This is a genomic window from Nonomuraea sp. NPDC049028 (assembly GCF_043197735.1).
Classification (GTDB): Bacteria; Actinomycetota; Actinomycetes; order Streptosporangiales; family Streptosporangiaceae; genus Nonomuraea.
The window spans coordinates 68800-91714 of the sequence record NZ_JBICTR010000022.1 but is presented as its reverse complement, the minus strand read 5'-3'; the positions used below and the strand labels follow the sequence as shown (position 1 = coordinate 91714).

The following is a 22915-nucleotide window of genomic DNA, read 5'->3' as shown; positions in this document are numbered from 1 at the left end:
GGCGAGCAGCGGAAAGGCGGTTCCGTGGCCGAGCCGGTGATGTTACGGGGTGGGGGAAACTTTCAGCCGCTGACCGACGCCCTCGTCGTGGCCCTGAAACCGCTCGCTGGTGCCCGGGATCGGGCAGGTGAAAGCGACGGGAGTTGTTCGCGCTGTGGCAAAAGGCCTGCGCCGCGCATCGGGCCGCGGGAAATGCCCGGTGAAAGTTTCACCCGGTCTCGGCCGTTTCCGCTGGTGTCGCAGGCGGGCCTGGGTGAGGCTGTGGACGGCCAAGGGAATGGCGGAGCGGTGGCCTAGAGTCGATATTGGGAGCGCTCCCAATATCGATCTCGACGCACTGACCGAGAGACGCACGGGCCAAGCGACGCACCGACCAAGAATGGCGGGCCATGAGAAACGCGAGCATGAAATGGACGGCGCGGGCGGCCGTGACGCTGCTGGTCGCCGCCGTGCTGGGCGTTCCCGGGGGTCCCGGCACCGGCGCCGGGCAGGCCGTTTTCGCGTCGGCCGCGTACCCGTACCAGGATCCGAGCCTGCCCGTGCCCACCCGGGTGGCCGACCTGATGGGCCGGATGTCGCTGGATGAGAAGCTCGGCCAGATGACGCAGGCCGAGCGCGGCTCGGTCAGCGCCGGCGACGTCACGACGTACCGGCTCGGCTCGGTGCTGTCGGGTGGCGGGTCCGGGCCGTCCCCGAACACGGCCGCGTCCTGGGCGGATATGTACGACAATTTCCAGAACGCGGCCTTGGCCACGCCGCTGGGCATCCCCATCCTGTACGGCGTCGACGCCGTACACGGCCACAACAACGTCGTCGGCGCCACGATCTTCCCGCACAACATCGGGCTCGGCGCGACCAGGGACCCCGCGCTGGCGCAGCGGGTCGGCCGGGCCGTGGCCGAAGAGGTCTCCGGCACCGGCGTGGACTGGGATTTCGCGCCCTGCCTGTGCGTGGCCCGCAACGACCGGTGGGGCCGCACGTACGAGTCCTTCGGCGAGACGCCCGAGCTGCCCTCGTCCATGGCCACGATCGTGACCGGCCTGCAGGGCACCGTGCTGAACGGCCCCGCCTCCGTGCTGGCCACGGCCAAGCACTACCTCGGCGACGGCGGCACCACGGGCGGCGTGGACCAGGGCGACACCCAGTTGTCCGAGGCCGACCTGCGGGCGATCCACCTGCCGCCGTTCAAGGCCGCGGTGGAGCGCGGGGTGGGCTCGGTGATGATCTCCTTCAGCAGCTGGAACGGCGCCAAGCTGCACGGGCACCAATACCTGATCACCACCGTGCTCAAGGGCGAGCTGGGCTTCTCCGGCTTCGTGGTCTCCGACTGGGACGGCATCGACCAGATCGACGGCGCCGCCGGCACCTCCGCCCTCGACGTGCGCACGGCCGTGAACGCCGGCATCGACATGGTGATGGTTCCCACGGCCTGGCGGCGGTTCATCGACCTGCTGCGGGCCGAGGTGCAGGCGGGCCGGGTGACCACGGCCCGGGTCGACGACGCGGTCCGGCGCGTTCTGACGAAGAAGTTCGAGCTCGGCCTGTTCGAGAAACCGCTGACCGACCGGTCCTACACCGCGACCGTCGGCAGCTCGGCGCACCGCGCCCTGGCCCGCGAGGCGGTGGCCAAGTCGCAGGTCGTGCTGAAGAACGGCGGGAACATCCTGCCGCTCGCCCGGGGTGGCAAGATCTTCGTGGCGGGCAAGAGCGCGGACGACATCGGCAACCAGAGCGGCGGCTGGACGATCTCCTGGCAGGGCTCGTCCGGCGCCATCACCCCCGGCACCACCATCCTGCAGGGCATCAGGAACAGCGCGGGCTCGGCCACGACCGTCACCTACAGCCGCGACGGCAGCGGTATCGACGGCTCCTATCGCGTGGCGATCGCCGTGGTCGGCGAAACGCCGTACGCCGAGGGCCAGGGTGACCGCCCAGGCGGTCTGGGCCTGGACACCACCGACCTGAACACCATCGCCACGCTGCGCGCGGCCGGGGTGCCCGTCGTGGTCGTGCTGGTCTCGGGGCGCCCCCTCGACATCGCGGCCCAGCTGCCCGGCTGGAACGCCCTGGTGGCCGCCTGGCTGCCGGGCACCGAGGGCCAGGGCGTGGCCGACGTGCTGTTCGGCACGGTGCAGCCCACCGGCAAGCTGCCCGTGACCTGGATGAGCAGCGCCTCCCAGGAGCCGATCAACGCGGGCGACGGCAAGACGCCGCTGTTCGCGTACGGCTTCGGCCTGACGTACGGGCAGGCGCAGGACGACACCAGCCCGCCCACCGCGCCCGGCACGCCGGTCGCGTCCGAGATCACCTCCTCTTCCACGCGCCTGTCGTGGTCCGCCTCGTCCGACAACGTGGGCGTGACCGGCTACGACGTGGTCCGAGTGCAGCCGACGGGCGAGACGACGGTGGCCACGGCCGCGACCACCACGGCCACCGTCACCGGCCTGGCCGCGAGCACGGCCCACACCTTCGCCGTCTACGCCAAGGACGCCGCCGGCAACCGCTCGCCGCGCTCGGGGACGGTCACCGTGACCACGCGCGCCGACGGAGGAACGGGCGGCTGCACGGTCACCGCGACGACGCAGAGCCAGTGGAGCACCGGGTACGTCATCCAGGTGGCGGTGACCAACACCGGCACGAGCGCCGCGAACGGCTGGGGCGTCACCTTCACCTTGCCGTCCGGCCATCAGATCACCGGGTCGTGGAACGCCGCCCTGACGGTAAGCGGCCAGGCCGTCACGGTGGGCAACGCCGCGCACAACGGGACGCTGGCGCCCGGCGCGAGCACGTCCTTCGGCTTCCAGGCCAGTCGCCCGGCCGGCGACACCCACCTGCCATCCGGCTACGCCTGCGCGTTGAAAATTACATCGTAGGAGGCGGCCGAACGCGCAGCTCGCGGGGCCGGCGCCGCGACAGGTGACGGATCAGATCATTGTTGACGCGTCGAAAACTGCGTAGCGTACGAGTCCCCCGTCATTGACGATGATCTCGACAGATCGGTCAAGGAGCCCGCCATGCGCGCGCGAACGACCCCGTCCCTGATCATGATTCTCTTGGCCGCCGTGGTGCTCGTGGTCACGAGCCCCACCGCCGCGCAGGCGATCGGCGGCTTCGACTACTCCCGGGCGCAGGTGTCCGCCACCGGCCTGCAGGTGCCGTGGGGGCTGGCCTTCCTGCCCGACGGCAGCGCGCTGGTCTCCGAGCGCGGCACCGCCAGGATTCTCCAGGTACGCCCGGGACAGACCCCGGTTCGGGTGGCGACCGTCAACGGGGTCGCCGCCTCCGGCGAGGGCGGGCTGCTCGGCATCGCCGTGTCGCCGACGTACGCCCAGGACCAGTGGGTCTACGCCTACTTCTCCACGAGCAACGACAACCGGCTGGTACGGTTCCGGCTGAACGCGCCGCAGACCCAGAACGTCCTGTTCTCCGGCGTGCCGCGGGCCTCCATCCACAACGGTGGCCGCATCGCCTTCGGCCCCGACGGACAGCTGTACGTGTCCACCGGCGACGCCGGCAACACCGCCAACGCACAGAACCTGAACACCCCGGCGGGCAAGATCCTGCGTATGACGCCGAGCGGCGGCGTCCCGGCGGACAATCCCTTCGGCGGCTCCCGGGTCTACAGCTACGGCCACCGCAACGTGCAGGGCCTGGCCTGGGACGCGCAGGGCAGGATGTACGCCAGCGAGTTCGGCCAGAACACCCGGGACGAGATCAACCGGATCGTCGCCGGCGGCAACTACGGCTGGCCCACCTGCGAGGGCGTCTGCGGCAACCCGTCCTTCCGCGACCCGATCGTCACGTGGTCGACGGCCGAGGCGTCGCCGAGCGGGCTCGCGTACGCCAACGGCACGCTGTTCGCCGCCGCCTTGGGCGGGACCCGGCTGTGGACCGTCCCTCTGACGAGCGCAGGCGGGGCCGGGACCCCGGTCGCCGAGCTGCGGGGCACCTACGGGCGGCTGCGCGCGGCCGCGGTGGGGCCGGACGGATGGCTGTGGGTGACGACGAGCAACCGTGACGGGCGCGGCGCCCCGGTGGCCCAGGACGACCGCATCATCCGCATTCCCCCCACTGGCACGCCCTGAGCGTCAGTGTCCGGCGTGCTCCTGGGGCTTGGCCACCACCCAGGCCCGCGCGGAGCCCACCTGGCGCTCCAGATCGGAGAGGAGGGCGGCCAGGTTCTCGTGGTCCATGTACGCGGTCTGCTCGATGCTCGATCGGTGTGTCTCCACCTGCCCCGCCAGGCTGTTGATCTTGCTCAGGGTGTCGCTGAGGTCCCGACTTTCCTGCTGACTCAGATCGCACATGCCCTCACAGTAGATACCGCCCCTCCGGCCGTACATATGTCCGGCAAGTAGATTGTCCGTGCCTGAAGGCTGCGAGGATGGGCGTATGCGCTTCGCCCGGGCTCTGGTCTTCGCGGTGGTGTGTGCCGCCGTGACGGCGGCCGGGCATGCCTTCGCGGGCGGCGCGGCGGTCGCGCCCGGCGTCATGGTCCTGGGCGGGCTGGGCGCGCTCGGCCTGGCGTACGGCCTGGGCGGGCACGAGCGCGGCCCCGAGGTGGTGTTCGGCGCCACGGTGGGCACGCAGGCAGTGCTGCATCAGCTGTTCGGGGTGACCGCGCCCAGCAGCGGGCACGCGCATCTGACCGTGGGCATGCCGCTGGCGCACCTGACGATCGCCGTGCTGACGGGCTGGTGGCTGCATCGGGGTGAGAGCGCGTTCTGGCTCATGGTGCGTCTGGCGGGCCGTCCCCGGCTCGCCCTGCCGCGCCCGCTTCGCCCGGTTCCCGCCCTCGCTCCGCTACGCCGGGCGCCGGCGCGGGCGCCGCTGAGGCCGTCGATCACGGTCCAGATCGCGACCGCGGAGCCACGCAGAGGGCCTCCCACGAGGGGAGTCACCGAATCGCCAACACTTCCCTCGTCATGGAGTCCACCTTGCCTTTCCTTCTTCGCCTAACGCTCCTTCGCAGAACCCTGGTGGCGGTGATCGGGTGCGGGCTGTTCCTTGCCGCCACCGCGCCCGCCGCCCTCGCCCACGACAGCCTCAAGAGCAGCTCACCGGCCAAGAACGCCACCGTCTCCGGCGTCCAGACGATCGAGCTGGAGTACTCGTCACGCGTCCGCTTCCCGCTGGTGGTGCTGCGCACCGCCGACGGCAAGACGATCCAGCTCGGCGAGCCGCAGGCCGACGGCCCCAAGGTGCGGACCGCCGTGCCCACCAAGCTGGCGGGCGGCTCATACGTCATCGCCTGGCGGGTGGTCTCGTCCGACGGCCACCCGATCGAGGGCGAGATCCCCTTCACCGTGAAGGGCGCCGCCGCTAGCACGACGGCGTCCGCCACCCAAGCCGCCTCGGCCGCACCCGCCACGTCGGCGGAGAGCACCCGACCTGCCGCTGCGGCGCAGGGCGGGGGCATCCCGGGCTGGCTCTGGGGCGGACTCGCCGCGCTGGTGGTGGCCGGCCTGGCGGTCTGGCTGCTGTCCAGACGAAGCAGCGGCCCCAGCGGCCCTGACAGCCCCGACGGCCCAGCCGATCGGCCGACCGCACCGACGGAGCAACCGGACGTATCAGCGGGGCCGTAGACGTACCAGCCGGACGTACCGGCGGGGCCATAGCCGACCCACCCGGTGTCAGGGCACCATCCAGCCCAGCACCGGCGTCGACTGCAGGAACACCAGCACGCAGAGGATGAGCAGCAGCACGGCGCTCCAGCCGACCACCCGGCGGAACAGGTTGCCCTCCTCCCCCACCAGGCCGACCGCGGCCGTGCCGATGGCCAGGTTCTGGGGCGAGATCATCTTGCCCATGACGCCGCCGGAGCTGTTGGCCGCGCCGAAGAGCTCCGGCGGGATGTTCAGCTGGCCCGCCGCGGTGGTCTGGAGCTTGGCGAACAGGGCGTTGGCGCCCGCGTCCGTACCGGTGATCGCGACGCCGAACCAGCCGACGAGCGGTGACAGGAACGCGAAGAACGCGCCCGCGCCCGCCAGGAACAGCCCGAGCGTCTGGATCTGCCCCGAGAACTGCATGACGAAGGCCAGGGCGAAGACCGACAGGATGGTGACGATGGCCCAGCCGAACTGCCGGATCGTGGCCCCGTAGGTGGCCAGCGCCGAGGCCGGGCTGATCCGCAGCACGAGGAGCGTGAGCAGCCCGGAGACGAACAGCAGCGTCCCCGGGTGCGCGGCCCACGGCAGCTCGTAGACGACGGGCACGGCCTTGCCCGCCGGGTTCACCATGTCGAACCCGGGCCAGGCGGGCTTGACGGTGAAGCCGGCGAGGTAGGTCTTGATCGCGGGGATCTGCGCGATGGAGAACAGCGCGATGATGATCGCGTACGGGGCGAAGGCCGCGATCTTGTCGCCGGTGGTGTCGCCGCCGGGGCGGCCGTGGGTGCGGACGAACGCCGGATCGTCCACGGACCCGCCCGCGATCGGCGTCGGGCTCGGCGTGAACCCGACCGTCTCGGCCGGCTTCCAGATCTTGCCGAACGCGACCAGCACGATCGCAGAGACCAGGGCCGCCGCGATGTCCGTGAGCAGGTAGTTGACCTGGGACATCAGGATCTGCGTGACACCGAAGCTGAGCCCGGCGACCAGCGCGGCGGGCCACGCCTGGCGCAGGCCGCGCCGCCCGTCGGCGACGAAGATCAGGATGAACGGCACGAGCAGCGCGATGAACGCGGTCTGCCGGCCCGCCATCGCGCCGAACGGCTCGGGCGGCAGCTCGGTGACGCTGCCCAGGATGGTGATCGGGTTGCCCATGCCGCCGAAGGCGACGGGCGCGGTGTTGGCGATGAGCGCGATGACCGCGGCGCGCATCGGCTCGAAGCCGAGGGCGATGAGCATGACCGCGCAGATGGCGATCGGTGAGCCGCCGCCGGCCAGGGCCTCGATGAGCGCGCCGAAGGAGAACGCGATGACGATGGCGGTGATCCGCTTGTCGTCGCTGATGCCCTGAAAGGCCCGGCGCAGCACCGCGAAGTGGCCGCTGCGCTCGGTCATCTTGTAGATCCAGATGGCGTTGAAGGTGATCCACAGGATCAGCAGCACCGCCCTGGCCGCGCCGTACAGGGCGGAGTCGAGCGCCTGGGTGACCGGCATGCCGTACGCGAAGGGCAGGATCGCGATCAGGAAGCCGACGACCAGGCCGGAGATGCCCGCCCAGTGCGCCTTCCACTTGAAGACGCCCAGCAGCACCAGCACCGCGAGCAGGGGCAGGGCGGCCAGAAGGGCGGACAACCATAGGGAGCCGGTGGGGTTGAAGTTCTGCTGGTACACCGCGCGCCTCCGGGGGTAGGCGTTCCATTGGATAGAACAGTGTTCCGTGTCTAGGATCGTAGGACGCCGAACAACCGGAGGGAAGAGATGGAAATACGGCATGCCACCGCTCCCGACCAGATCCGCCATTTCGGCACCGCGGAACTCCGCGCCCGTTACCTCGTCGAGGGCCTGTTCGGGCCGGAGGTGGACGGTGTCTACACCCACCAGGACCGGATGGTCGTCGCCGGGGTCAGGCCGAGCGGGAAGGCCCGGCTGGGGGCGTTCGACCCGCTGCGGTCGGAGCACTTCCTGGAGCGCCGCGAGCTGGGTGTGATCAACATCGGGGAGCCGGGCACCGTGGAGGTCGACGGCGTGCCGTACGAGCTGGACCCCAAGGACTGCCTGTACGTCGGCAGGGGCGCGCGCGAGGTGACGTTCGAGCGCGGCACGTTCTACCTGGTCTCCGCCCCGGCGCACGAGACGTTCCCGACCACGCACGCGCGGCTGAAGGACGTTGATCCGGTACGGCTCGGCGGCGCCGACGGCTCCAACGACCGGACCATCTACAAGTACATCCACCTCGACGGCATCCGCAGCTGCCAGCTCGTCATGGGCGTGACCGTGCTGGAGCCCGGCAGCATGTGGAACACCATGCCGTGCCACACCCACGACCGCCGCACGGAGGTCTACCTGTACTTCGACCTGCCGCGCGATGAGCGCGTCGTGCACCTGATGGGCCGCCCCGACGAGACCCGCAACCTGATCGTGGCCAACGAGCAGGCGGTGATCTCGCCGAGCTGGTCGGTGCACTGCGGGTTCGGCACGCGCAGCTACGCGTTCGTGTGGGCGATGGCCGGGGAGAACCAGGCGTTCGACGACATGGACCAGGTCGCGATCACGGAGATGCGGTGACGGATGGAGCTGTTCTCGCTCACCGGCCGGACGGCGCTGGTCACCGGGGCGCGGTCGGGGATCGGCCGGGCCATCGCGGTCGGCCTCGCGCGGGCCGGGGCCGACCTCATCCTGCACGGCCATCGCGACGACCTCGACGAGACCGAGCGCCAGGTGAAGCCGCTCGGCGCAGACGTACGCAAGCTCGTGCTCGACCTGGGCGACCCGGCCGCGATCAGGCCCGCGCTGGAGCCGGTGCTGGCCCAGGGCGACGTGGACATCCTGGTCAACAACGCGGGCACGATCAGCCGGGGCTCGACCAGCCTGGACGACTGGCGGCGGGTGATGGCCGTCGACGTGGACGCCGTGTACGTGCTCAGCCAGGCGCTGCTGGAGCACGGCGCCACGAAGGTCATCTCGATCGCGTCGCTGCTGTCGTTCCAGGGCGGGATCAACGTGGCGTCCTACGCGGCGGCCAAGCACGCGGTGGCCGGGCTGACCAAGGCGCTGTCCAACGAGTGGGCGCCACGGGGCGCCCAGGTCAACGCCATCGCCCCCGGCTACATCGCCACCGACGTCACCACGGCCCTGCGGGAGGACACGGGGCGCGAGCGGGAGATCAGGGCGCGGATCCCGGCCGGGCGCTGGGGCGAGCCCGCGGACCTGGAGGGGGCGGCCGTGTTCCTCGCCTCGCGCGCCTCCGACTACGTCACCGGCCACGTGCTCGTCGTGGACGGCGGCTGGCTGGCCCGCTGAGTATGCTTGATCGGGTGGAACCCAGGCCGAGCACCGCCATCGACAAGGCGCTTTGGGTGTTGGAGGCCCTCGCCGAGCACGAGAGCGTCACCAAGATCGCGACGGCCACGGGTCTGCCCAAGTCGACGACCCACCGCATCCTGCAGTCGCTGGCCGAGCACGGTTTCGCCCGGCCCGACGGCGGCGGCGGCTACCTGCCGGGTCCCAAGATCCTCACGCTGGCCGGCCGGATGCTGGCCCGCTTCGATCCCGTACGCCAGGCCTCTCCGGTGCTGCAGCGCCTGCACGACCAGACCGGCTACACCGTGCACCTGGCCGTGCTCAACGGCGACGAGGCCGTCTACGCCGCCAAGCTGGAGGGCCGCAAACCCTACCAGATGCCCTCGCGCGTCGGCATGTCGCTGTGGCTGCACACCAGCGCGATCGGCAAGGCGATGCTCGCGGCCATGTCCGACGACGAGGTGGCGGGCATCGCCACCCGCACCGGGCTGACCAGGCGCACACCCGCCACGATCACCACGCAGGCCGCGCTCCGCCGCCACCTGGCCCGGATACGGGAGTGCGGCTTCGCGATCGACGACGAGGAGAACGAGGCGGGCATCCGCTGCGTCGCCGCGGCCGTCTTCGACCACATGGGGCACGTGGTGGCCGGAGTGAGCATCTCGACACTGACCCACGAGCTGTCGGTGGCGGACGCCGAGGAGCTCGGGCCGCTGGTCGCGGCCACCGCGCACGAGGTCTCCCGCACCCTGGGCGCCCCGATGGAGCTGCCAACCGGTTAAAGGCTGCCAACCGGTTAAGCGGCCTTGTGGCGCTCGTACAGCTGGCCGAGGCGGTCGATGCGCCAGAGCTGGCCGAGCACGACCAGCGTCGCGCCGAAGACGGCGGGCCACACCTCCAGCGCGACCAGTCCCCACGCCAGCAGCGCGAACCCGGCCAGCCCCACCGCGATGAGCAGGCGCTGTACCTTGCGATGATCGCCGGCCACGAGCGACCGGTTCTGGAACCACATCTTCTCGCCGTAGATGCCCTTGGCCGTCCAGCTCGTCGGCTGCTCGATCGCCGGGAAGGCGTGCGGGTTGACGATCAGCCAGACGACGACCAGGGCCACCGGCACCAGGGACCACCAGCCGATCCACGTCCTGCTCCAGATGGCCAGCATCATCAGCGGGATCGCGGCGAACCTGGTCCAGACGCTCCACGGGTTGGCGTGCCGCTTCCACGCCTCGTCGGTCATGCCCGCGGCCTGCGCGTATCTGTTCAGCACGCTCATGCGATGAGCCCCCTTGCCAGCGCGTTGATGGTGGCGTCGAGCACCTGCTCGAAGTCGGGTCCGTATCTGTCGCGGTTGATCACCAGCAGGCCCGCGGTGCGCAGCACGCCCATCAGCACCTCCGGCGAGACGTCCGCGACGATGACGCCGGCGCTCTGCCCCTGGGCGAGGTAGTCGATCAGCGGCGTCATCAGATGCGGGGTGACCCGGGCGAGCTCCTCGGGGCCGACCCGGCGGGCCACCGCCTCGAGCTCGTCGGGGCGGGTGAGCAGGCGCCGGTAGAACGGGTCGGTGGTGAGCGCCTCGATCATGCTCCGCATGAGCCCGGCCAGCGCTTCCACGCTGGGCGGCCGGTCGAGCGCGGCGGCCAGCAGCTTGCCCATCAGCGGCGCCCGGCGGACCATGACCTCCTTGTAGAGCTCCTCCTTCGACTCGAAGAACGCGTAGAAACTGCCTTTCGCGATGCCCGAGGGGGCGACCAGCTCGTCGAGCGAGGTCTTCTTCAGCCCCTGGGCGGCGAAGAGCTCTTCGGCGGTGTCGAGCAGCCGGGCGGTGATGCGCGCCCGGTCGTCCGCCGTGAACGCCACGGCCATCTATGCCCCTATGACTACTCTGGATATTCAGTCATAGCTTAGCACCAGGCTGGTGTTCCGCTTGGCGATGACGGCCGCGCCCTCCGGCGCCGGGCCGGGGTAGGCGTCGATGCGCAGGTCGCAGGCTTCCGGGCGGCCCGCCGCGTCCCACGCCTGGACGTGCGCGATCAGCTCCGCCGCCAGCGCCGCCCCGCCGGGCCCGTACCCGCGGGCGCGCAGCTCCTCCTCGGCCGCCAGTACGGCCAGACCGTCCCCGCTGACGATGCCCACCGTCATGCCGTAGCCCTGGGTGGTCACCGGGGCCCACCGCAGCCGCCCGGTCAACGACCCCCAGCGGGGCTCGTGCAGCGCCAGCCACAGGCCCACCCCGCCGCCCATCAGCGACAGGCGGGGCAGCGGCGCCACACCGTCGACGGCCACTTCCGCGAAGGGCTCGTCCAGCATCGCCAGGACGTCGCCCACCTCGCGCGGCTCGGGCAGCGTGAGCACCAGATCGGCATCGCCGTCCAGCATCAGCGTGACCTCGGGCCCGGCGGAGGGGCCGCGCATGCGCATGAAGCCGCAGGGCTCCACCGACCGGCTGGACCAGTGGTCGCCGGCGTGCTCCATGGCCACGGACACCTGCACGCCGCGCAGGTCGAGCGGCACCACGAGCCGGCCGCCGGGCGCCAGTTGCTCCAGCCAGGCCGGGGCCAGGTCCCACACGCCGACGGTGGCGATCACCCGGTCGTACGGCGCCTCCGCGGGGAAGCCGGCCGCGCCGTCGGCGCACTCGACGGTCACCTCGGGATAGGCGGCGGCGTCGAGATGCAGCCGCGCCGCCGCGACCACGTCGGCGTCGATGTCGACGCTGACCACCCGTCCCTCCGGCCCGGCCAGGTGCGCGAGCAGGGCGGCGTTGTAGCCGGTGCCCGCGCCGATCTCCAGCACCCGGTGGCCGGGCCGGACGTCGAGCTGGTCGAGCATGATGCCCATGATCGCGGGCTGCGAGGAGGAGCTGATCGGCCTGCCCTCCTCATCGCGTTTGGTGACGATGGGCTCGTCCCGGTAGGCGGCCTCCGGGTCGAAGTCCGGCAGGAACCGATGCCTCGGGACCAGCCGGAACGCCTCCGCGACCCGCTCGCTCACCTCCCCGCGCTCGAGCAGCTGGGCGACCATGGCCTCGCGGTACTCGTCGAACTCCATACCCGACATGATTCCCGCGAGCGGGCAAGAATGCCTGGCAAAGATTTCGAGTCAGAAGGTTTGACCGGCTGAATGGGGGAAGGGCAGGCAGTTCATGTACGTCGATCGTGAGGAGGAGCCGTAGTGCTCACCCTGACAAACAACGCAGCCCAGGCGATTCGCGACTTGACCGCGTCCGCGCCCGAGCCTGCGCAGAGCGGCATCCGCATCTCGTCCCAGGGCGAGGGCTCGAGCTCGCTGACCCTGTCCCTGGCCACCGCGCCGGAGCCGGCCGACGAAGTCGTCGAGGCGGAGGGCGCGCGGGTGTATCTCGACCCGGTGGCCGCGACCGTGCTGGAGGACAAGTCTCTGGACGCGGGAGCGGACGACCAGGGCTCTGTGTCCTTCCTGGTGACCGACCAGCCCGTCTAGATGGGCCTTATCGGCTTGGCGAGCGGCCAGGCCGACTGAAACACGGACCACCGCCGGTCCGGTACGTACCTTTCGTCGGGCCGTACCGGACCAGTGGTTCGTCAGGCTGTACCGGTCAGGCGCCGGCGAGCAGCTTGTGCAGGTAGCGGATCTGCTCCTCGTTCTGGAAGCCGCCGCCGCCCTCGTGGCCGTTCCACGGCCAGACGCTGATCTCCTTCGGCCCACGCCAGTGGTTGTAGGCGGCGAAGACCGTGGACGGCGGGCAGATCTGGTCCATGAGCGCCACCGAGTAGAGCGCGGGCACCTGCCCGCGGGCGGCGAAGTTCACGCCGTCGAAGTACGACAGCGTGCGGAACACCTGGTCGGCGCTCTCCCGCCGGCTGGACAGGAACCGGACGATCTCCTGGTACGGATCCCGGTCGGTGATTTCCACGGCCCGGCGGAAGTGCGTCAGGAACGGCACGTCGATGAGCGCCGCCTTGATCGCCGGATGCAGCGCGGCGGTCGCCTGCGCGATGCCGCCACCCTGGCTGCCGCCCGAGGCGACGATCCGCGAGGCGTCCACGGCCGGGTGCGCGGCGGCCACGTCGACCGCGCGGACCGCGTCGGTGAAGACCCGCCGGTAGTAGTACTGGTCGGGGTCGAGGATGCCGCGGGTCATCATGCCGGGGGCCTGGGCGTGGTCGCCACCGTACGGGTCGCCGGTCACACCGGGGCTGCCCGGGTTGGCGCCGCCGTGACCCCGGGTCTCCATCACGAACACCGCGTAACCCGCGGCGGGCCAGGTCAGGTGGTGATGCGGGAAACCGCGGCCGCCGCTGTAGCCGATGTAGTGCATCACACACGGCACCGGCCCCTCCACACCGCGCGGCACGAGGAACCAGCCATTGATCCGATGTCCGCCCCAGCCCGCGAAGGAGACGTCGTACACGTCGACCGAGGCGAGTGGCAAGTCGTAGGGAGTGAACTCGGCAGCCGAGTCGAACTCGCGTGCTTCCGCGAGCGTGCGCGTCCAGAAGTCGTCGAAATCGGCGGGCTCATCACGGTCGGGGAGGTAGGAACGGAGCTGCTCAAGCGGCAGGTCGAACAGGGCCACGTAGGTCTCCAGCCTTCGTAGAGGGTGGAGCTATTTCATAGCATCTGTTGGCGTTCACGCTATTTGGGCCCCTCTACGGGGTTGACTGCGCTTTGACGGAGTGGTCCCATCTCCAGTTGTTAGGAAGCCTTCCTAACGAATTCGGCAGAAGGGCCAGCCGTGCACTCTCCAGCTCGGGCTCGCTTACGCTTACGCCCGCTGATCCTGCTCCCCCTCCTCACCCTCCTGACCGCCACCCTGACCGCTCTGCCCGCGCGGGCGGCCACGGTCCGCTACGAGGCCGAGAACGCCACCGTCGTCCAGGGCGTCGTCGAGGCCAACCACACCGGCTTCTCCGGCACCGGCTTCGTCAACGGCGACAACGTCGTGGGCCCGTACACCGAGTGGACGGTCAACGCCCCCGCGGCCGGCACCGCGACGCTGGCCATCCGCTACTCCAACGGCACCACCTCGGCGCGCACCGCGGACGTCTCGGTGAACGGCACGGTCGTCTCGGCCGGCCGCTCCTTCGGCACCACCGCCAACTGGAACACCTGGGCCACCTCCACGCTCACCGCGACGCTGAACGCGGGCGACAACACGATCCGCGTCACCTCGACGAACGCGGGCGGCAACCCGAACCTCGACTACCTCGAGGCCACGGTCGCCGACGCGCCCGCCAGCGAGTACCAGGCGGAGGCGGCCACCCTGTCGGAGGCCAGCGTGGCGACCAACCACACCGGCTACACCGGCACCGGCTTCGTCGACTACGTCAACGCCGTCGGCGGGTACATCGAGTGGAGCGTCAGCGTGGCCGACGCGGGCACCCACACCCTGACCTTCCGGTACGCCAACGGCACCACGGCCACCCGGCCGATGGACATCGCGGTCAACGGCACCGTGGCCGCCGCCGGAGTGAACTTCGCCAGTACCGGCAACTGGGACACCTGGGCCGACGGCCAGGTCACCGTCACCCTGAACGCCGGCGTCAACACCATCCGCGCGACCGGCACCTCCGCCAACGGCGGCCCGAACGTGGACCGGCTGTCGGTCAGCGGCTCCGGCGGCCCGGACGGCCAGGCGCCGAGCGTGCCCGCCAGTCCCCGCGTGACCGGCACCTCGGCCAGCAGCATCTCGCTGGCCTGGAACGACTCCACGGACAACGTCGGCGTGACCGGCTACAAGGTCTACGAGGGCACCACCGTCGTGGCCACCTCACCGACGGCCAGCGCCACGATCAGCGGCCTGACCTCCGGCTCCACCCACAGCTACACGGTCACCGCCGTCGACTCGGCGGGCAACGAGTCGGGCCACAGCGCCACGGTCACCGGCACCGCCACCGGCGGCACCACCGGGCCCACGGCCGACCAGCTGCTGGCCAAGGTCACGGCGTGCAGCCAGATCTCCAACGGCAAGTACAAGACCGACTCCGACGTCAGCACGGCGACGGTGGCGGTGTGCGAGAAGACCGGCGCGGTGTTCTGGAAGGGAGACATGGACATCGACTGCGACGGCGTACGCACGACGCAGTGCAACGAGGACACCGACTGCTGCTTCCAGAACGAGACGTTCTGCCAGACCAGCTCCGGCGGGCCGCTCAACGCCGCGCAGCTCGCCTACATGGTGGTGCCCAGCGCCAGCAGCATCTGGGACTACCGGACCAAGGGCATCGGCTGCGGGACGGTGGTGGCGATCGTCTACAACGGCCAAGTGGAGTACGCCGTCATGGGTGATACCGGACCGACGGGCATCATCGGTGAGGCGTCCTACCGTACGGCCGCCGACCTGGGCATCAACCCCGACCCGAGCAACGGCGGCACCGACAGCGGCGTCACGTACATCGTGTTCACCGGCTCGGGCACCAAGGTCTCGACCATCGAGAACCACACCCAGGCCACCAACCTGGGCAGGACGCTCGCCCAGCAGTTCCTCAACAACAACTGAAACCGCGTGGCCGGGGTAGAGGAGTCCGGGTGAACTATCACGTGATCAGGATCCCGGAAACCCACCTCTCCCCCGGCCTCATCCTTGACGCGCCGGCCGATCCGGTCGACTTCCTGCTGGTGTTCGGCGACGACGACGCGGAGTCGCGGGCGCGGCTCCTGACCGACGACACCGGGCGGCCGGTGCTCCGGGTGGGCGGGTACGTGACCGGCCGGGGCACCGTCGTGCAGGAGCGGCTGTGGACGGTGCGGGAGATGGCGCCACGCGACGGCCACCTCCGGCTCCGGCTGGGCGACTCGCTCACCTGACCTGGACCACTCGCCGCCCTCCTGGCCTGCGACGTGGGCCAGGAACATGGGGCGCCGTTGGCGGTTTCGGTCGCCCGTACGGGTGGTTTGGGCTAGTTTCGCCCTGTGCGTGCTCTAGCCAGACGGGCCGGTCGGCTGCTGACCGGGCTCGCGATCCTGGCGCTCTCGCCGATCGCGGGCCTGGCGGCGCTGGCCGGCATGGCGACGATCGGCGCCCCGCCGGACATCTTCGCCATCACGGGGCTCGCGGTGTTCGCGTCGGTGTTCTTCCTCGGCCTGCTGCTGTGCGTGCCGAGACCGCGCCCGGTCTGGGGGCGCTGGCTGCGGGCCCTGGCCATCCTGTCCGTGGAGGCCGCCGTGGTCTGGCAGGTCACGGCCGCCACCCTGCACGCCCCGCCGGACGCCTCCGCGCCGCCGCCCGCCGTGGCCGGGCAGCGAGAATGGCGTCTGACGACGGGCTCCGAGCTGGCCTACGTACGGCTGACGCCCAAGCGGGCCACGCGGCCGGATCCGGTGGTCTTCCTGCACGGCGGGCCGGGCACGGCCGACCTGGCGGGCGACTCGGCGTTCCTGGCCGGGCTGAGCGCCGACGGCTACACCGTGTACGCCTACGACCAGCTGGGCGCGGGCCGGTCCGCGCGGCTGACGGACCCGCGAGGGTACGGCCTGACTCGCGACGTGGCCGACCTGGAGGCGATACGGCAGGAGATCGGCGCCCAGCGGCTGATCCTGATCGGCCACGACTACGGTGCCCGGCTGGCCGCCGCCTACCTGGCGGAGCACCCGGATCAGGTGGCCAAGGCCGTCCTCACCTCCCCGGCCCCGCTCGACGGCCAGGAGGCCGCCTCCCCCTTGCCGCTCAACCCCTCGGCGACACCCGTCGGCCCTCCGGAGACGACCTCCCCCTTGGCCTCGGAGGCGGCCTCCCTCCTCGGCCTCAGCCGCCCGCCGTCGCCGCGGCTCCTCGCGGTCTACACGCTCCTGCGGGCCGACCCGCAGGCCGCGCACGCCTTCGCCGGAGACCGCGAAGTGGAGGCCGCCTACGGCAGCGGCTACGCCGGCCTGGCCCAGCGCGCCGCCCCGGACGGCCTGCGCCGGGGCCTGGCGGCCTCGACCGCGCCCGCCCTGATCGTCAAGGGCGTCCACGACCGGCGGACCTGGTCGGCCGCCGCCGACTACCGCACTGCCCTCCCCCGGGCCGAGCTCGCCTACGTGGCGACCGGCTCGTACCGGGGCAAGCCTTACCTGAACGTCCTGCGCGCCTTCCTGGCCGGCCGGCCGGTGCGGACCTACGACGGCGGGGGCCCGCCACCCGGCTACCTGGGCCCCCGCTGACGGCTCAGGTTTTGGGGGTGCCCGTGGCGCAACGCCCGACCTTGGTCCCCGCCACCTTCCACTCGGCGCCGGGGAACGGGGACATGAAGTGCGTCAGCAGGTCCACCGCGTAGTCGGGCACCTGGCCGCCGGGGTCGAGCAGCGACACCATCTGCGGGCCGTCCGCGCCGCGCAGCGTGATCGAGTTCGTGCCGTTCGCGGCGAAGCCCGGCTTGGCGTCGACGGTCAGGCAGGCCAGCTGCACGCCCACCGCGCTGATCGCCTGCTTGGCGCCGATGCGGCGCATCCGCTGGTCGTAGCGGCGCAGGGCGAGCGAGGTCACCGGGCCGATGCGGACCGTGTCGCGGAAGATGTCGTTGCCGAGCTTGCGGCTCAGCTTGACGTTCACGTTGACGTCGGGGCGCAGGCTCACCCCGCTCGCGGCGAGGGCGAGGCGCTCATAGTTCCCCTCGAAGCCGGGGGCGATGTAGCCCAGCGCGGGCGGCGCCTTCATCCCGAACGGGATCTTGCCCGGTCTGATCCGCAGCCACGCCATGCGGCGGATGTCCAGCGACAGGTCCTTGATCGTGCTCTTGCCGAGCCCGAAATCGCCGCCGACCTGGTAGGAGAGGAAGCCGGTGGTGTACGGGATCTCCTTGCTGACCGCGATGCGCTGCCGCGCGACCGGGTCGACGGTCAGCCCGCCGCGCACCTGGACCCGTCCTGTCGGCACCGGCCGGGACACCAGGTCGAGCGACTGGTCCGGGTTCAGCCGTACGGTGGTGTCGGCGGCCAGGTCGGTGACGTCGAGCGACACGTCGCCGAGCCGCCCCGTCCGGTCGATCAGCCCGCCTTCCACGCCGAGGTGGCCGTCGAGCGTGTTGACGCCGCCCAGCGCCTTGTAGGTGAGCGTGGGCACGCGCAGGTTCGCGCCGGAGGCGTCCGCGTCCACGCCGAATCGGGCCGGCACGTCGCCGAAGCGCAGCTCGCCGGTGCCCGCCCCGTCCACGGTGACCTTCGCGCTGAGGCGCTTGACGGCCGCGGAGTTCGTGACGCGGATGCGGGTCTGCGCGCCATAGCTGCCCTGTACGGCGACGGCGGCCGGGACCGGGTCGATGGCCACGTGACCGCGCAGGGTGCCCGCCTCGGCCAGCAGGTCGAGCGAGCCCAGCGTCGCGGCGGGCTCGATCCGGTAGTTCGCCTGTACGGCGTTGCCCTGCGTCACGTCGAACGGGCCGACGGACATGCTGGTGATCTTGGAGGGCAGTCCGGTGAGCGTGGCCCGCGCCTTGATCGGCACCGGCGCCAGGATCGTACTGGCCAGGTAGACGCCCAGCGAGCGGCGCTTGGGCGTGAATCCGGCGAACGTGAACGCCTTCTTCGCCAGATCCACCGTGACCTGGTCCGGCAGGCCGGACACGTCGAGGTAGCCCTGGACGCCGAAGCAGCCGCGCTCCGTACAGAAGGCGCCCTGCCCGCACCCGGCGGACCCGGCGACGCAGCCGCCGTCCACCAGCGAGATGCCGCCGGGCACGGCCGGCGCGGCCGCCATGTTCTTGAGCGCGCCCGCCTTGCCGAGCCAAGCGCGGGCCGTCACATCGAGCCGGGACCCCGAGTACGTGAGCGCGCCCCCGGCCGCCGAGACCGCCAGGCGGCCGGGCAGCGGGCCGAGCCTGCCGAGCAGGCCGAAGCGCAGGTCGCCCCGGGTGACGTCGGTGTCGAGGGCGAGCGTCTGCCGGGCCGCCTTGAAGTCGGCGGTGAAGCCCTGGTCCCCCGGGCTGAACTCGACCGTGCGCAGGCCCTTGACCCGCACGCTCGCGTCGAGGTCACCGGTGGCCTCGTCGTAGTGGGCCGACAGATGCGGACCGGCGGGCACCTTGGCGCCGTCGTGGTTGGCGAACGCCACGGCCGCCGAGCCGACCGGGCCCGACAGCCCGCGGAAGCGGTAGGCCGCGCCGCTCCAGGAGGCGTCGAAGCGGGCGGGCACGCCGCTCACCTCGGCGGCGGCGGTGATGTAGCGGCCCTGTACGTTCGCGCGGGCCAGCGCGGAGACCGAGCGCACCGGGCCGTCCGAGGTCCAGGTCAGGGTCTTGGCGGCGGTGTCGGCCACCAGCTGGACGTGCTTGCGCACCCCCGACACCTCGGCCTGGACGTCCTCGCCCTGGGGCTTGGTGACGTACGCCTTGTTGGCGTAGATGCGCGCCTTGGCCAGTGTGGAAGAGGAGGCGATGTCGACCGTCGAGCGCTCCCCCAGCTCCCAGCCGGCCTTGACGTCGTCGTGCACGCCCTGGATGGTGCCGTCGATCGTGGGCCCCGACCGGGTGTCGGTGTAGGCCGCCCTGATCTTGTCGATCACGCCGCTGGCCTGGTAGACGGCCTTGCGCGCCGCCGGGTCGAGGGTCACGTCGACCTTGGCGGGCGTGTTGGAGATCTCCAGCCTGGCCAGGCGGGTGCCGTCGATGCTGGCCGCGCCGAGGAAGGACCGGCCACTGGCGCCGACCTCCAGCTGGGCGTGGGGCGCGGCGCCGTACGTGACGTCGAATCCGGACAGGCCGGTCAGCAGCCCGGACACGCCGACGGCGTCACCGTTCTTGATCATCGTGACGTGGCTGCCACGCGGGCTGGAGACGGCGCCGCCGTCGCGCTGCAGCACGACCGCGAACCTGCCGATCTTCGAGCTGGTGGTGTGCGTCACGCGGTGCTCGGCCAGGTCGTTCACCAGGCGTACCTTGGCGGGCAGCCCGCTGAGCTCGGCCCGCAGGACGGTCTTGGCGGCGGCCCGGTCGAAGTAGAGCAGCTTGGCCGACCCAGCCCGCGGGTGGCCCGAGTCGACGGTCAGGACCTGCTTGCCGTTCGTGGCGGTGTAGGCGGCGGTCATGGACGGCGGGGCGCCGCGCACCTCGACGCTCGCCGCCCGGGCGAGAGCGCCGTCGGCGTAGACGTAGTTGTACAGCTCGGCGTGGCGGATCGAGGTCGTGCTGCTGAAGCGGAGCCGGGCGCCGTCCTTGTCCCGGGTCAGCCCGATCTTGGCCTTGGTCGGCATCTTGTCCAGCGTCGCCTTGGTGTAGCGACTGCCGCTGACGGCCAGCGCTTCCAGCTTGGCGGCGGCCGAACTGGTGACGTCCAGGGCGGTCGAGTCGAGGTCCACGTCGACCGCGAGCTTCTCGGTGGCGGGCGTCTGCCGCAGGCTCACCACGCTGCGGCCGGTCAGCCCGGCCACGATCGCGGCAGAGGCTCCGGGATCGGTACGGTCGACGCTCGCCTTCACCCGCTTGCCCGTGAGGTCGACGGTGAAGGTGCCCCAGTCGGCGCCGGACAGCGAACCGCCCCGGTGCAGCCCGTCGAAACCGACCGACACCCGGCCGTCGTACTCCGCCCAGACCTGCGCCTTGAGGTTCGTCTCGGCGCCGGGCAGCCGCCTGACCGCGAAGCCGAGCCCGACGGACGAGTCCTTGGGACTGGCCGTGGGCACCAGGTCGGCGGCCAGATCCGGCATGCTATCCCCGGTCACGTCGGCGGCGGCGGGCACGCCCACCGGGCGGGTGACCGAGCAGGAGACCGGTACGGCCTCGCTCTCCACACAGAGCCGGTAGGTCAGCGCGGAGACGACCTTCTGGGCAGCGAGCCGGTCGAACAGCCCGGCGACCGGGTTCTTCACCGCCAGCGTGGCCGCCTGACCGGTGTCGGGCAGCAGCCGCTTGGGATCGGGCCGCGACGCGCCGACGCGCTTGGCCGCCTCGGCGGTGATCTCGTTGACGAGCGTCGGGCCGGCGGGCGTCGTCACCTCCGGCGCCTGCGGGCCGACGGCCTCCGAGCCCGCGTCCCTGCGGGCCGGCGACGCCTCCATCGGCACGTTCACGGCCGCGGGCGCCGGCTGCCGTACGGCGGGCACCGGGCGGATCTTGGGCTTGGCCACCTGTTCGTCCTGCGGCCGTTCTTTGCTGTACGGCCGTTCGTACGACGGCGCTGCCGCGTGCGCGGTGACGGGCACGACCGCCAGGGTCGCGCTGATCATGGAAGCGGAAACGAGCACGCGCCCCAGGGCGTGCCATGGATACCGCACGGAACAGTTACCCCCGAAGCGGTCTCAATCATCCCATCAGAAACATAAGTCACGAGACGACCACACTTCATCACTCACCGTCAAATCGGATCCGACATGGGACCCCAACCTCGGCAAATGTCCGGACGGATGTTCTGGCACGACCTGGCATAACCGGAAAAACGGGCGAGTGGGCAAGGAAAGCGGCCAGGGCGACGAAGGCCCGCTCACGCGCTATTCGGTGAGCGGGCCGTTCGGGGAGTAGACCGTTCGGGGAGCGGGGCGTTCGGGGAGTAGGTCGTTCGGTGAGCGGGCTGTGCGGGGAGCGGGCCGGTGCCGGTTACGGGCGGCTCAGGGACGCCTGAACCCGGTGATCTCGCGGCCCCCGATGGTGGTCGGCCGGCTGGCGTCGGCCATCCGGTACCAGGCGAGCGCTCCCGCGGCCACCGCCGGCGCGAACTGCGCGCAGGAAAGGATCACCATGGCCAGCTGCGTGCCGAGGAACTCGGTGACGGGGCGCAGGGCGGGGTTGATCCGGGCCGCGATTCCGGCGCCCGCGATGGCGCCCAGGCTGACGGCGGAGAATGCCAGCGCGATCTGGTGGATACGGTCGAGGTCCTGGACCGTATCGGACAGCGCGGCGGACAGCCGGCGTGTTCTCTCGGTCAGATGGTTGCCCGCGGCGATGAACTCGACCAGCCCGTCGCCGCGACGCTCGCACCACCGGTGAACGACCACGGAAAAGGCGTGTCCAAACTAAAGGGATCATGGTCGTAGTAGGGTTCGGGAACGTCGGTGGGCTTCGCCTCCCGGGATTCGGCCACGGCGGCGAGCACCGTGCGGGCGTTCTCGCTCTCAGCCGTGCTGTAGCCGTCCTCGGTCTTCTTCAGCAGGCCGGCCAGGGTTATGGCCTCGTTTTTACCGTGGCGGAACTCCTGCTTGAGGTCTTCCCAGGTGTTCATGTACTCGTGCCGGGCAGGCCACTCACACGCCGCGCTCAGGGCGAACATGCCGAGCGAGACCTCATTTCCCGCGTGATATTTCGAGCCCAGATCTTCCGCCGCCGCTTCCAGGCTCAGGGGGAGTTCCGCTCGGACGGCGCGGTGGCCGTCGTCGCAGCCGTCCGCGGCCGAGATGTACACCTGCCCTGCTGCGCCGCCTTCGAGCAGGCGGGCCTCAATCACCCGGAAAACCGGTCGAGGGACCGCGGCCCCGGTGGCTAGCGTATGCGCGTGCACATGTACCTGGAGACCGATCGCCTGACCCTGCGCCGCTTCACCGAGGCCGACGCCGAGCGCCTCGTCGAGCTGCACAACGACCCCGAGGTGATGCGATACCTCAACGGCGGGAAGGCCACCCCGCGCGAGGTGATCGTCGGCGAGACGCTGCCCGTCTTCATCAGCAGTGGCCACTTCTTCGCCGCCGTCGAGCGGGAGACGGGCGAGTTCCTGGGCTGGTTCCACCTGCGGCCCCCCAAGGACGGCCCCGAGGACGAGCTCGAACTGGGCTACCGGCTGCACAAGTCGTGCTGGGGCAAGGGCTACGCGACGGAGGGCTCGCGGGCCCTCATCGACAAGGCGTTCGCCGAACTGGGCACCCGCCGGATCTTCGCCCAGACGATGACGGTGAACCGCGGCTCCCGGCGGGTGATGGAGAAGTGCGGGCTGCGCTTCGTACGGACGTTCTTCCAGGACTGGCCGGACGTCATCGACGGCTCCGACCAGGGCGAGGTGGAGTACGAACTGCTCAGATCAGACTGGGCGGCCCGCCCGAAGCGCTAGGCCCGTGATGGGGGCATCTCCAGCGTGGCGTCGCCGGCTCCGCCGTGGGCCGGAGTATCCGCGGGCCGGGTGGGGTACGT

At 71.2% G+C, this 22915-nt stretch carries 21 protein-coding genes; 12 read left to right on the top strand and 9 right to left on the bottom strand.

Going from position 1 to position 22915, the window contains the following annotated elements; translation table 11 throughout:
* The first annotated feature begins 389 nt into the window (after positions 1 to 389).
* Both ACGFJ2_RS55805 and ACGFJ2_RS55800 read left to right on the top strand, forming a co-directional pair.
* Complete coding sequence (locus ACGFJ2_RS55805; protein WP_358182289.1) at positions 390 to 2873, top strand: glycoside hydrolase family 3 N-terminal domain-containing protein; 2484 nt, start codon at positions 390 to 392, stop codon at positions 2871 to 2873.
* A 141-nt stretch (positions 2874 to 3014) separates the two neighbouring features.
* On the top strand, positions 3015 to 4085 hold the full coding sequence (locus ACGFJ2_RS55800) for a PQQ-dependent sugar dehydrogenase (protein ID WP_393483029.1): 1071 nt from the start codon (positions 3015 to 3017) through the stop codon (positions 4083 to 4085).
* Between the two features lie 3 nt (positions 4086 to 4088).
* Here the strand turns inward: ACGFJ2_RS55800 and ACGFJ2_RS55795 are convergent, their stop codons facing one another.
* Positions 4089 to 4307, bottom strand: coding sequence for a hypothetical protein (locus ACGFJ2_RS55795; protein ID WP_357957222.1), 219 nt, complete (start codon positions 4305 to 4307; stop codon positions 4089 to 4091).
* Positions 4308 to 4392: 85 nt separating this feature from the next.
* Between ACGFJ2_RS55795 and ACGFJ2_RS55790 the strand changes: the two genes are divergently transcribed.
* Together ACGFJ2_RS55790 and ACGFJ2_RS55785 are read left to right on the top strand one after the other, a co-directional pair.
* Positions 4393 to 4959 (top strand): hypothetical protein, encoded by a 567-nt coding sequence (locus ACGFJ2_RS55790; RefSeq protein WP_393483025.1) that lies wholly within the window; start codon positions 4393 to 4395, stop codon positions 4957 to 4959.
* The gene (locus ACGFJ2_RS55785) at positions 4938 to 5585 is read left to right on the top strand and encodes a copper resistance protein CopC (RefSeq protein ID WP_393483022.1); all 648 of its coding nucleotides are present in this window, start codon (positions 4938 to 4940) and stop codon (positions 5583 to 5585) included. Before ACGFJ2_RS55790 ends, ACGFJ2_RS55785 begins: the two co-directional genes overlap by 22 nt.
* Positions 5586 to 5633: 48 nt before the next feature.
* Here ACGFJ2_RS55785 and ACGFJ2_RS55780 read toward each other — a convergent pair whose 3' ends face one another.
* Positions 5634 to 7280 (bottom strand): L-lactate permease, encoded by a 1647-nt coding sequence (locus ACGFJ2_RS55780; RefSeq protein WP_393483019.1) that lies wholly within the window; start codon positions 7278 to 7280, stop codon positions 5634 to 5636.
* Between the two features lie 87 nt (positions 7281 to 7367).
* Between ACGFJ2_RS55780 and kduI the strand changes: the two genes are divergently transcribed.
* The 3 genes from kduI to ACGFJ2_RS55765 are packed head-to-tail and all read left to right on the top strand — an operon-like array spanning position 7368 to position 9691.
* Complete coding sequence (gene kduI / locus ACGFJ2_RS55775) at positions 7368 to 8174, top strand: 5-dehydro-4-deoxy-D-glucuronate isomerase (RefSeq protein ID WP_393483016.1); 807 nt, start codon at positions 7368 to 7370, stop codon at positions 8172 to 8174.
* Positions 8175 to 8177: 3 nt separating this feature from the next.
* Entirely contained in the window at positions 8178 to 8909 is a 732-nt protein-coding gene (locus ACGFJ2_RS55770) for an SDR family oxidoreductase (RefSeq protein WP_393483013.1), read from the top strand.
* A gap of 14 nt (positions 8910 to 8923) precedes the next feature.
* Positions 8924 to 9691, top strand: coding sequence for an IclR family transcriptional regulator (locus tag ACGFJ2_RS55765; RefSeq protein ID WP_357957234.1), 768 nt, complete (start codon positions 8924 to 8926; stop codon positions 9689 to 9691).
* A gap of 14 nt (positions 9692 to 9705) precedes the next feature.
* Here ACGFJ2_RS55765 and ACGFJ2_RS55760 read toward each other — a convergent pair whose 3' ends face one another.
* From ACGFJ2_RS55760 to fxlM, 3 genes are read right to left on the bottom strand one after another with little or no spacing between them, the layout of a single operon-like run.
* Positions 9706 to 10182: a DUF6653 family protein gene (locus ACGFJ2_RS55760; RefSeq protein ID WP_393483010.1), complete on the bottom strand. Its 477-nt coding sequence runs from the start codon at positions 10180 to 10182 to the stop codon at positions 9706 to 9708.
* Positions 10179 to 10775 (bottom strand): TetR/AcrR family transcriptional regulator, encoded by a 597-nt coding sequence (locus tag ACGFJ2_RS55755; RefSeq protein WP_393483007.1) that lies wholly within the window; start codon positions 10773 to 10775, stop codon positions 10179 to 10181. The genes ACGFJ2_RS55760 and ACGFJ2_RS55755 overlap by 4 nt, the downstream gene beginning before the upstream one ends.
* A 27-nt stretch (positions 10776 to 10802) precedes the next feature.
* Positions 10803 to 11960: a methyltransferase, FxLD system gene (fxlM, locus tag ACGFJ2_RS55750; protein ID WP_393483004.1), complete on the bottom strand. Its 1158-nt coding sequence runs from the start codon at positions 11958 to 11960 to the stop codon at positions 10803 to 10805.
* 123 nt (positions 11961 to 12083) lie between these two features.
* On the opposite strand from fxlM, the gene ACGFJ2_RS55745 reads away from it, so the two are divergent.
* Positions 12084 to 12371 (top strand): iron-sulfur cluster biosynthesis family protein, encoded by a 288-nt coding sequence (locus ACGFJ2_RS55745; protein WP_357957242.1) that lies wholly within the window; start codon positions 12084 to 12086, stop codon positions 12369 to 12371.
* A 115-nt stretch (positions 12372 to 12486) separates the two neighbouring features.
* On the opposite strand, the gene ACGFJ2_RS55740 is transcribed toward ACGFJ2_RS55745, so the two are convergent.
* Entirely contained in the window at positions 12487 to 13467 is a 981-nt protein-coding gene (locus tag ACGFJ2_RS55740) for an acetylxylan esterase (protein ID WP_358182265.1), read from the bottom strand.
* Between the two features lie 159 nt (positions 13468 to 13626).
* Between ACGFJ2_RS55740 and ACGFJ2_RS55735 the strand changes: the two genes are divergently transcribed.
* The 3 genes from ACGFJ2_RS55735 (at position 13627) to ACGFJ2_RS55725 (ending at position 17033) form a co-directional block, all read left to right on the top strand.
* Positions 13627 to 15390, top strand: a complete 1764-nt coding sequence (locus ACGFJ2_RS55735; protein WP_393483000.1) for a glycoside hydrolase family 75 protein — start codon at positions 13627 to 13629, stop codon at positions 15388 to 15390.
* Positions 15391 to 15419: 29 nt separating this feature from the next.
* Entirely contained in the window at positions 15420 to 15698 is a 279-nt protein-coding gene (locus ACGFJ2_RS55730) for a hypothetical protein (protein WP_357957247.1), read from the top strand.
* A 105-nt stretch (positions 15699 to 15803) separates the two neighbouring features.
* Positions 15804 to 17033 (top strand): alpha/beta fold hydrolase, encoded by a 1230-nt coding sequence (locus tag ACGFJ2_RS55725; RefSeq protein WP_393482997.1) that lies wholly within the window; start codon positions 15804 to 15806, stop codon positions 17031 to 17033.
* 4 nt (positions 17034 to 17037) lie between these two features.
* Here ACGFJ2_RS55725 and ACGFJ2_RS55720 read toward each other — a convergent pair whose 3' ends face one another.
* The 3 genes from ACGFJ2_RS55720 to ACGFJ2_RS55710 form a co-directional block, all read right to left on the bottom strand.
* The gene (locus ACGFJ2_RS55720) at positions 17038 to 21027 is read right to left on the bottom strand and encodes a hypothetical protein (protein ID WP_393482994.1); all 3990 of its coding nucleotides are present in this window, start codon (positions 21025 to 21027) and stop codon (positions 17038 to 17040) included.
* 378 nt (positions 21028 to 21405) lie between these two features.
* A complete protein-coding gene (locus ACGFJ2_RS55715) occupies positions 21406 to 21792 on the bottom strand; it encodes a hypothetical protein (protein ID WP_393482991.1) in 387 nt (128 codons plus the stop codon).
* Positions 21720 to 22238, bottom strand: a complete 519-nt coding sequence (locus ACGFJ2_RS55710) for a hypothetical protein (RefSeq protein WP_393482988.1) — start codon at positions 22236 to 22238, stop codon at positions 21720 to 21722. Before ACGFJ2_RS55710 ends, ACGFJ2_RS55715 begins: the two co-directional genes overlap by 73 nt.
* A 54-nt stretch (positions 22239 to 22292) precedes the next feature.
* Between ACGFJ2_RS55710 and ACGFJ2_RS55705 the strand changes: the two genes are divergently transcribed.
* Positions 22293 to 22835: a GNAT family N-acetyltransferase gene (locus ACGFJ2_RS55705; protein ID WP_357957381.1), complete on the top strand. Its 543-nt coding sequence runs from the start codon at positions 22293 to 22295 to the stop codon at positions 22833 to 22835.
* The last annotated feature ends 80 nt before the right edge of the window (positions 22836 to 22915 follow it).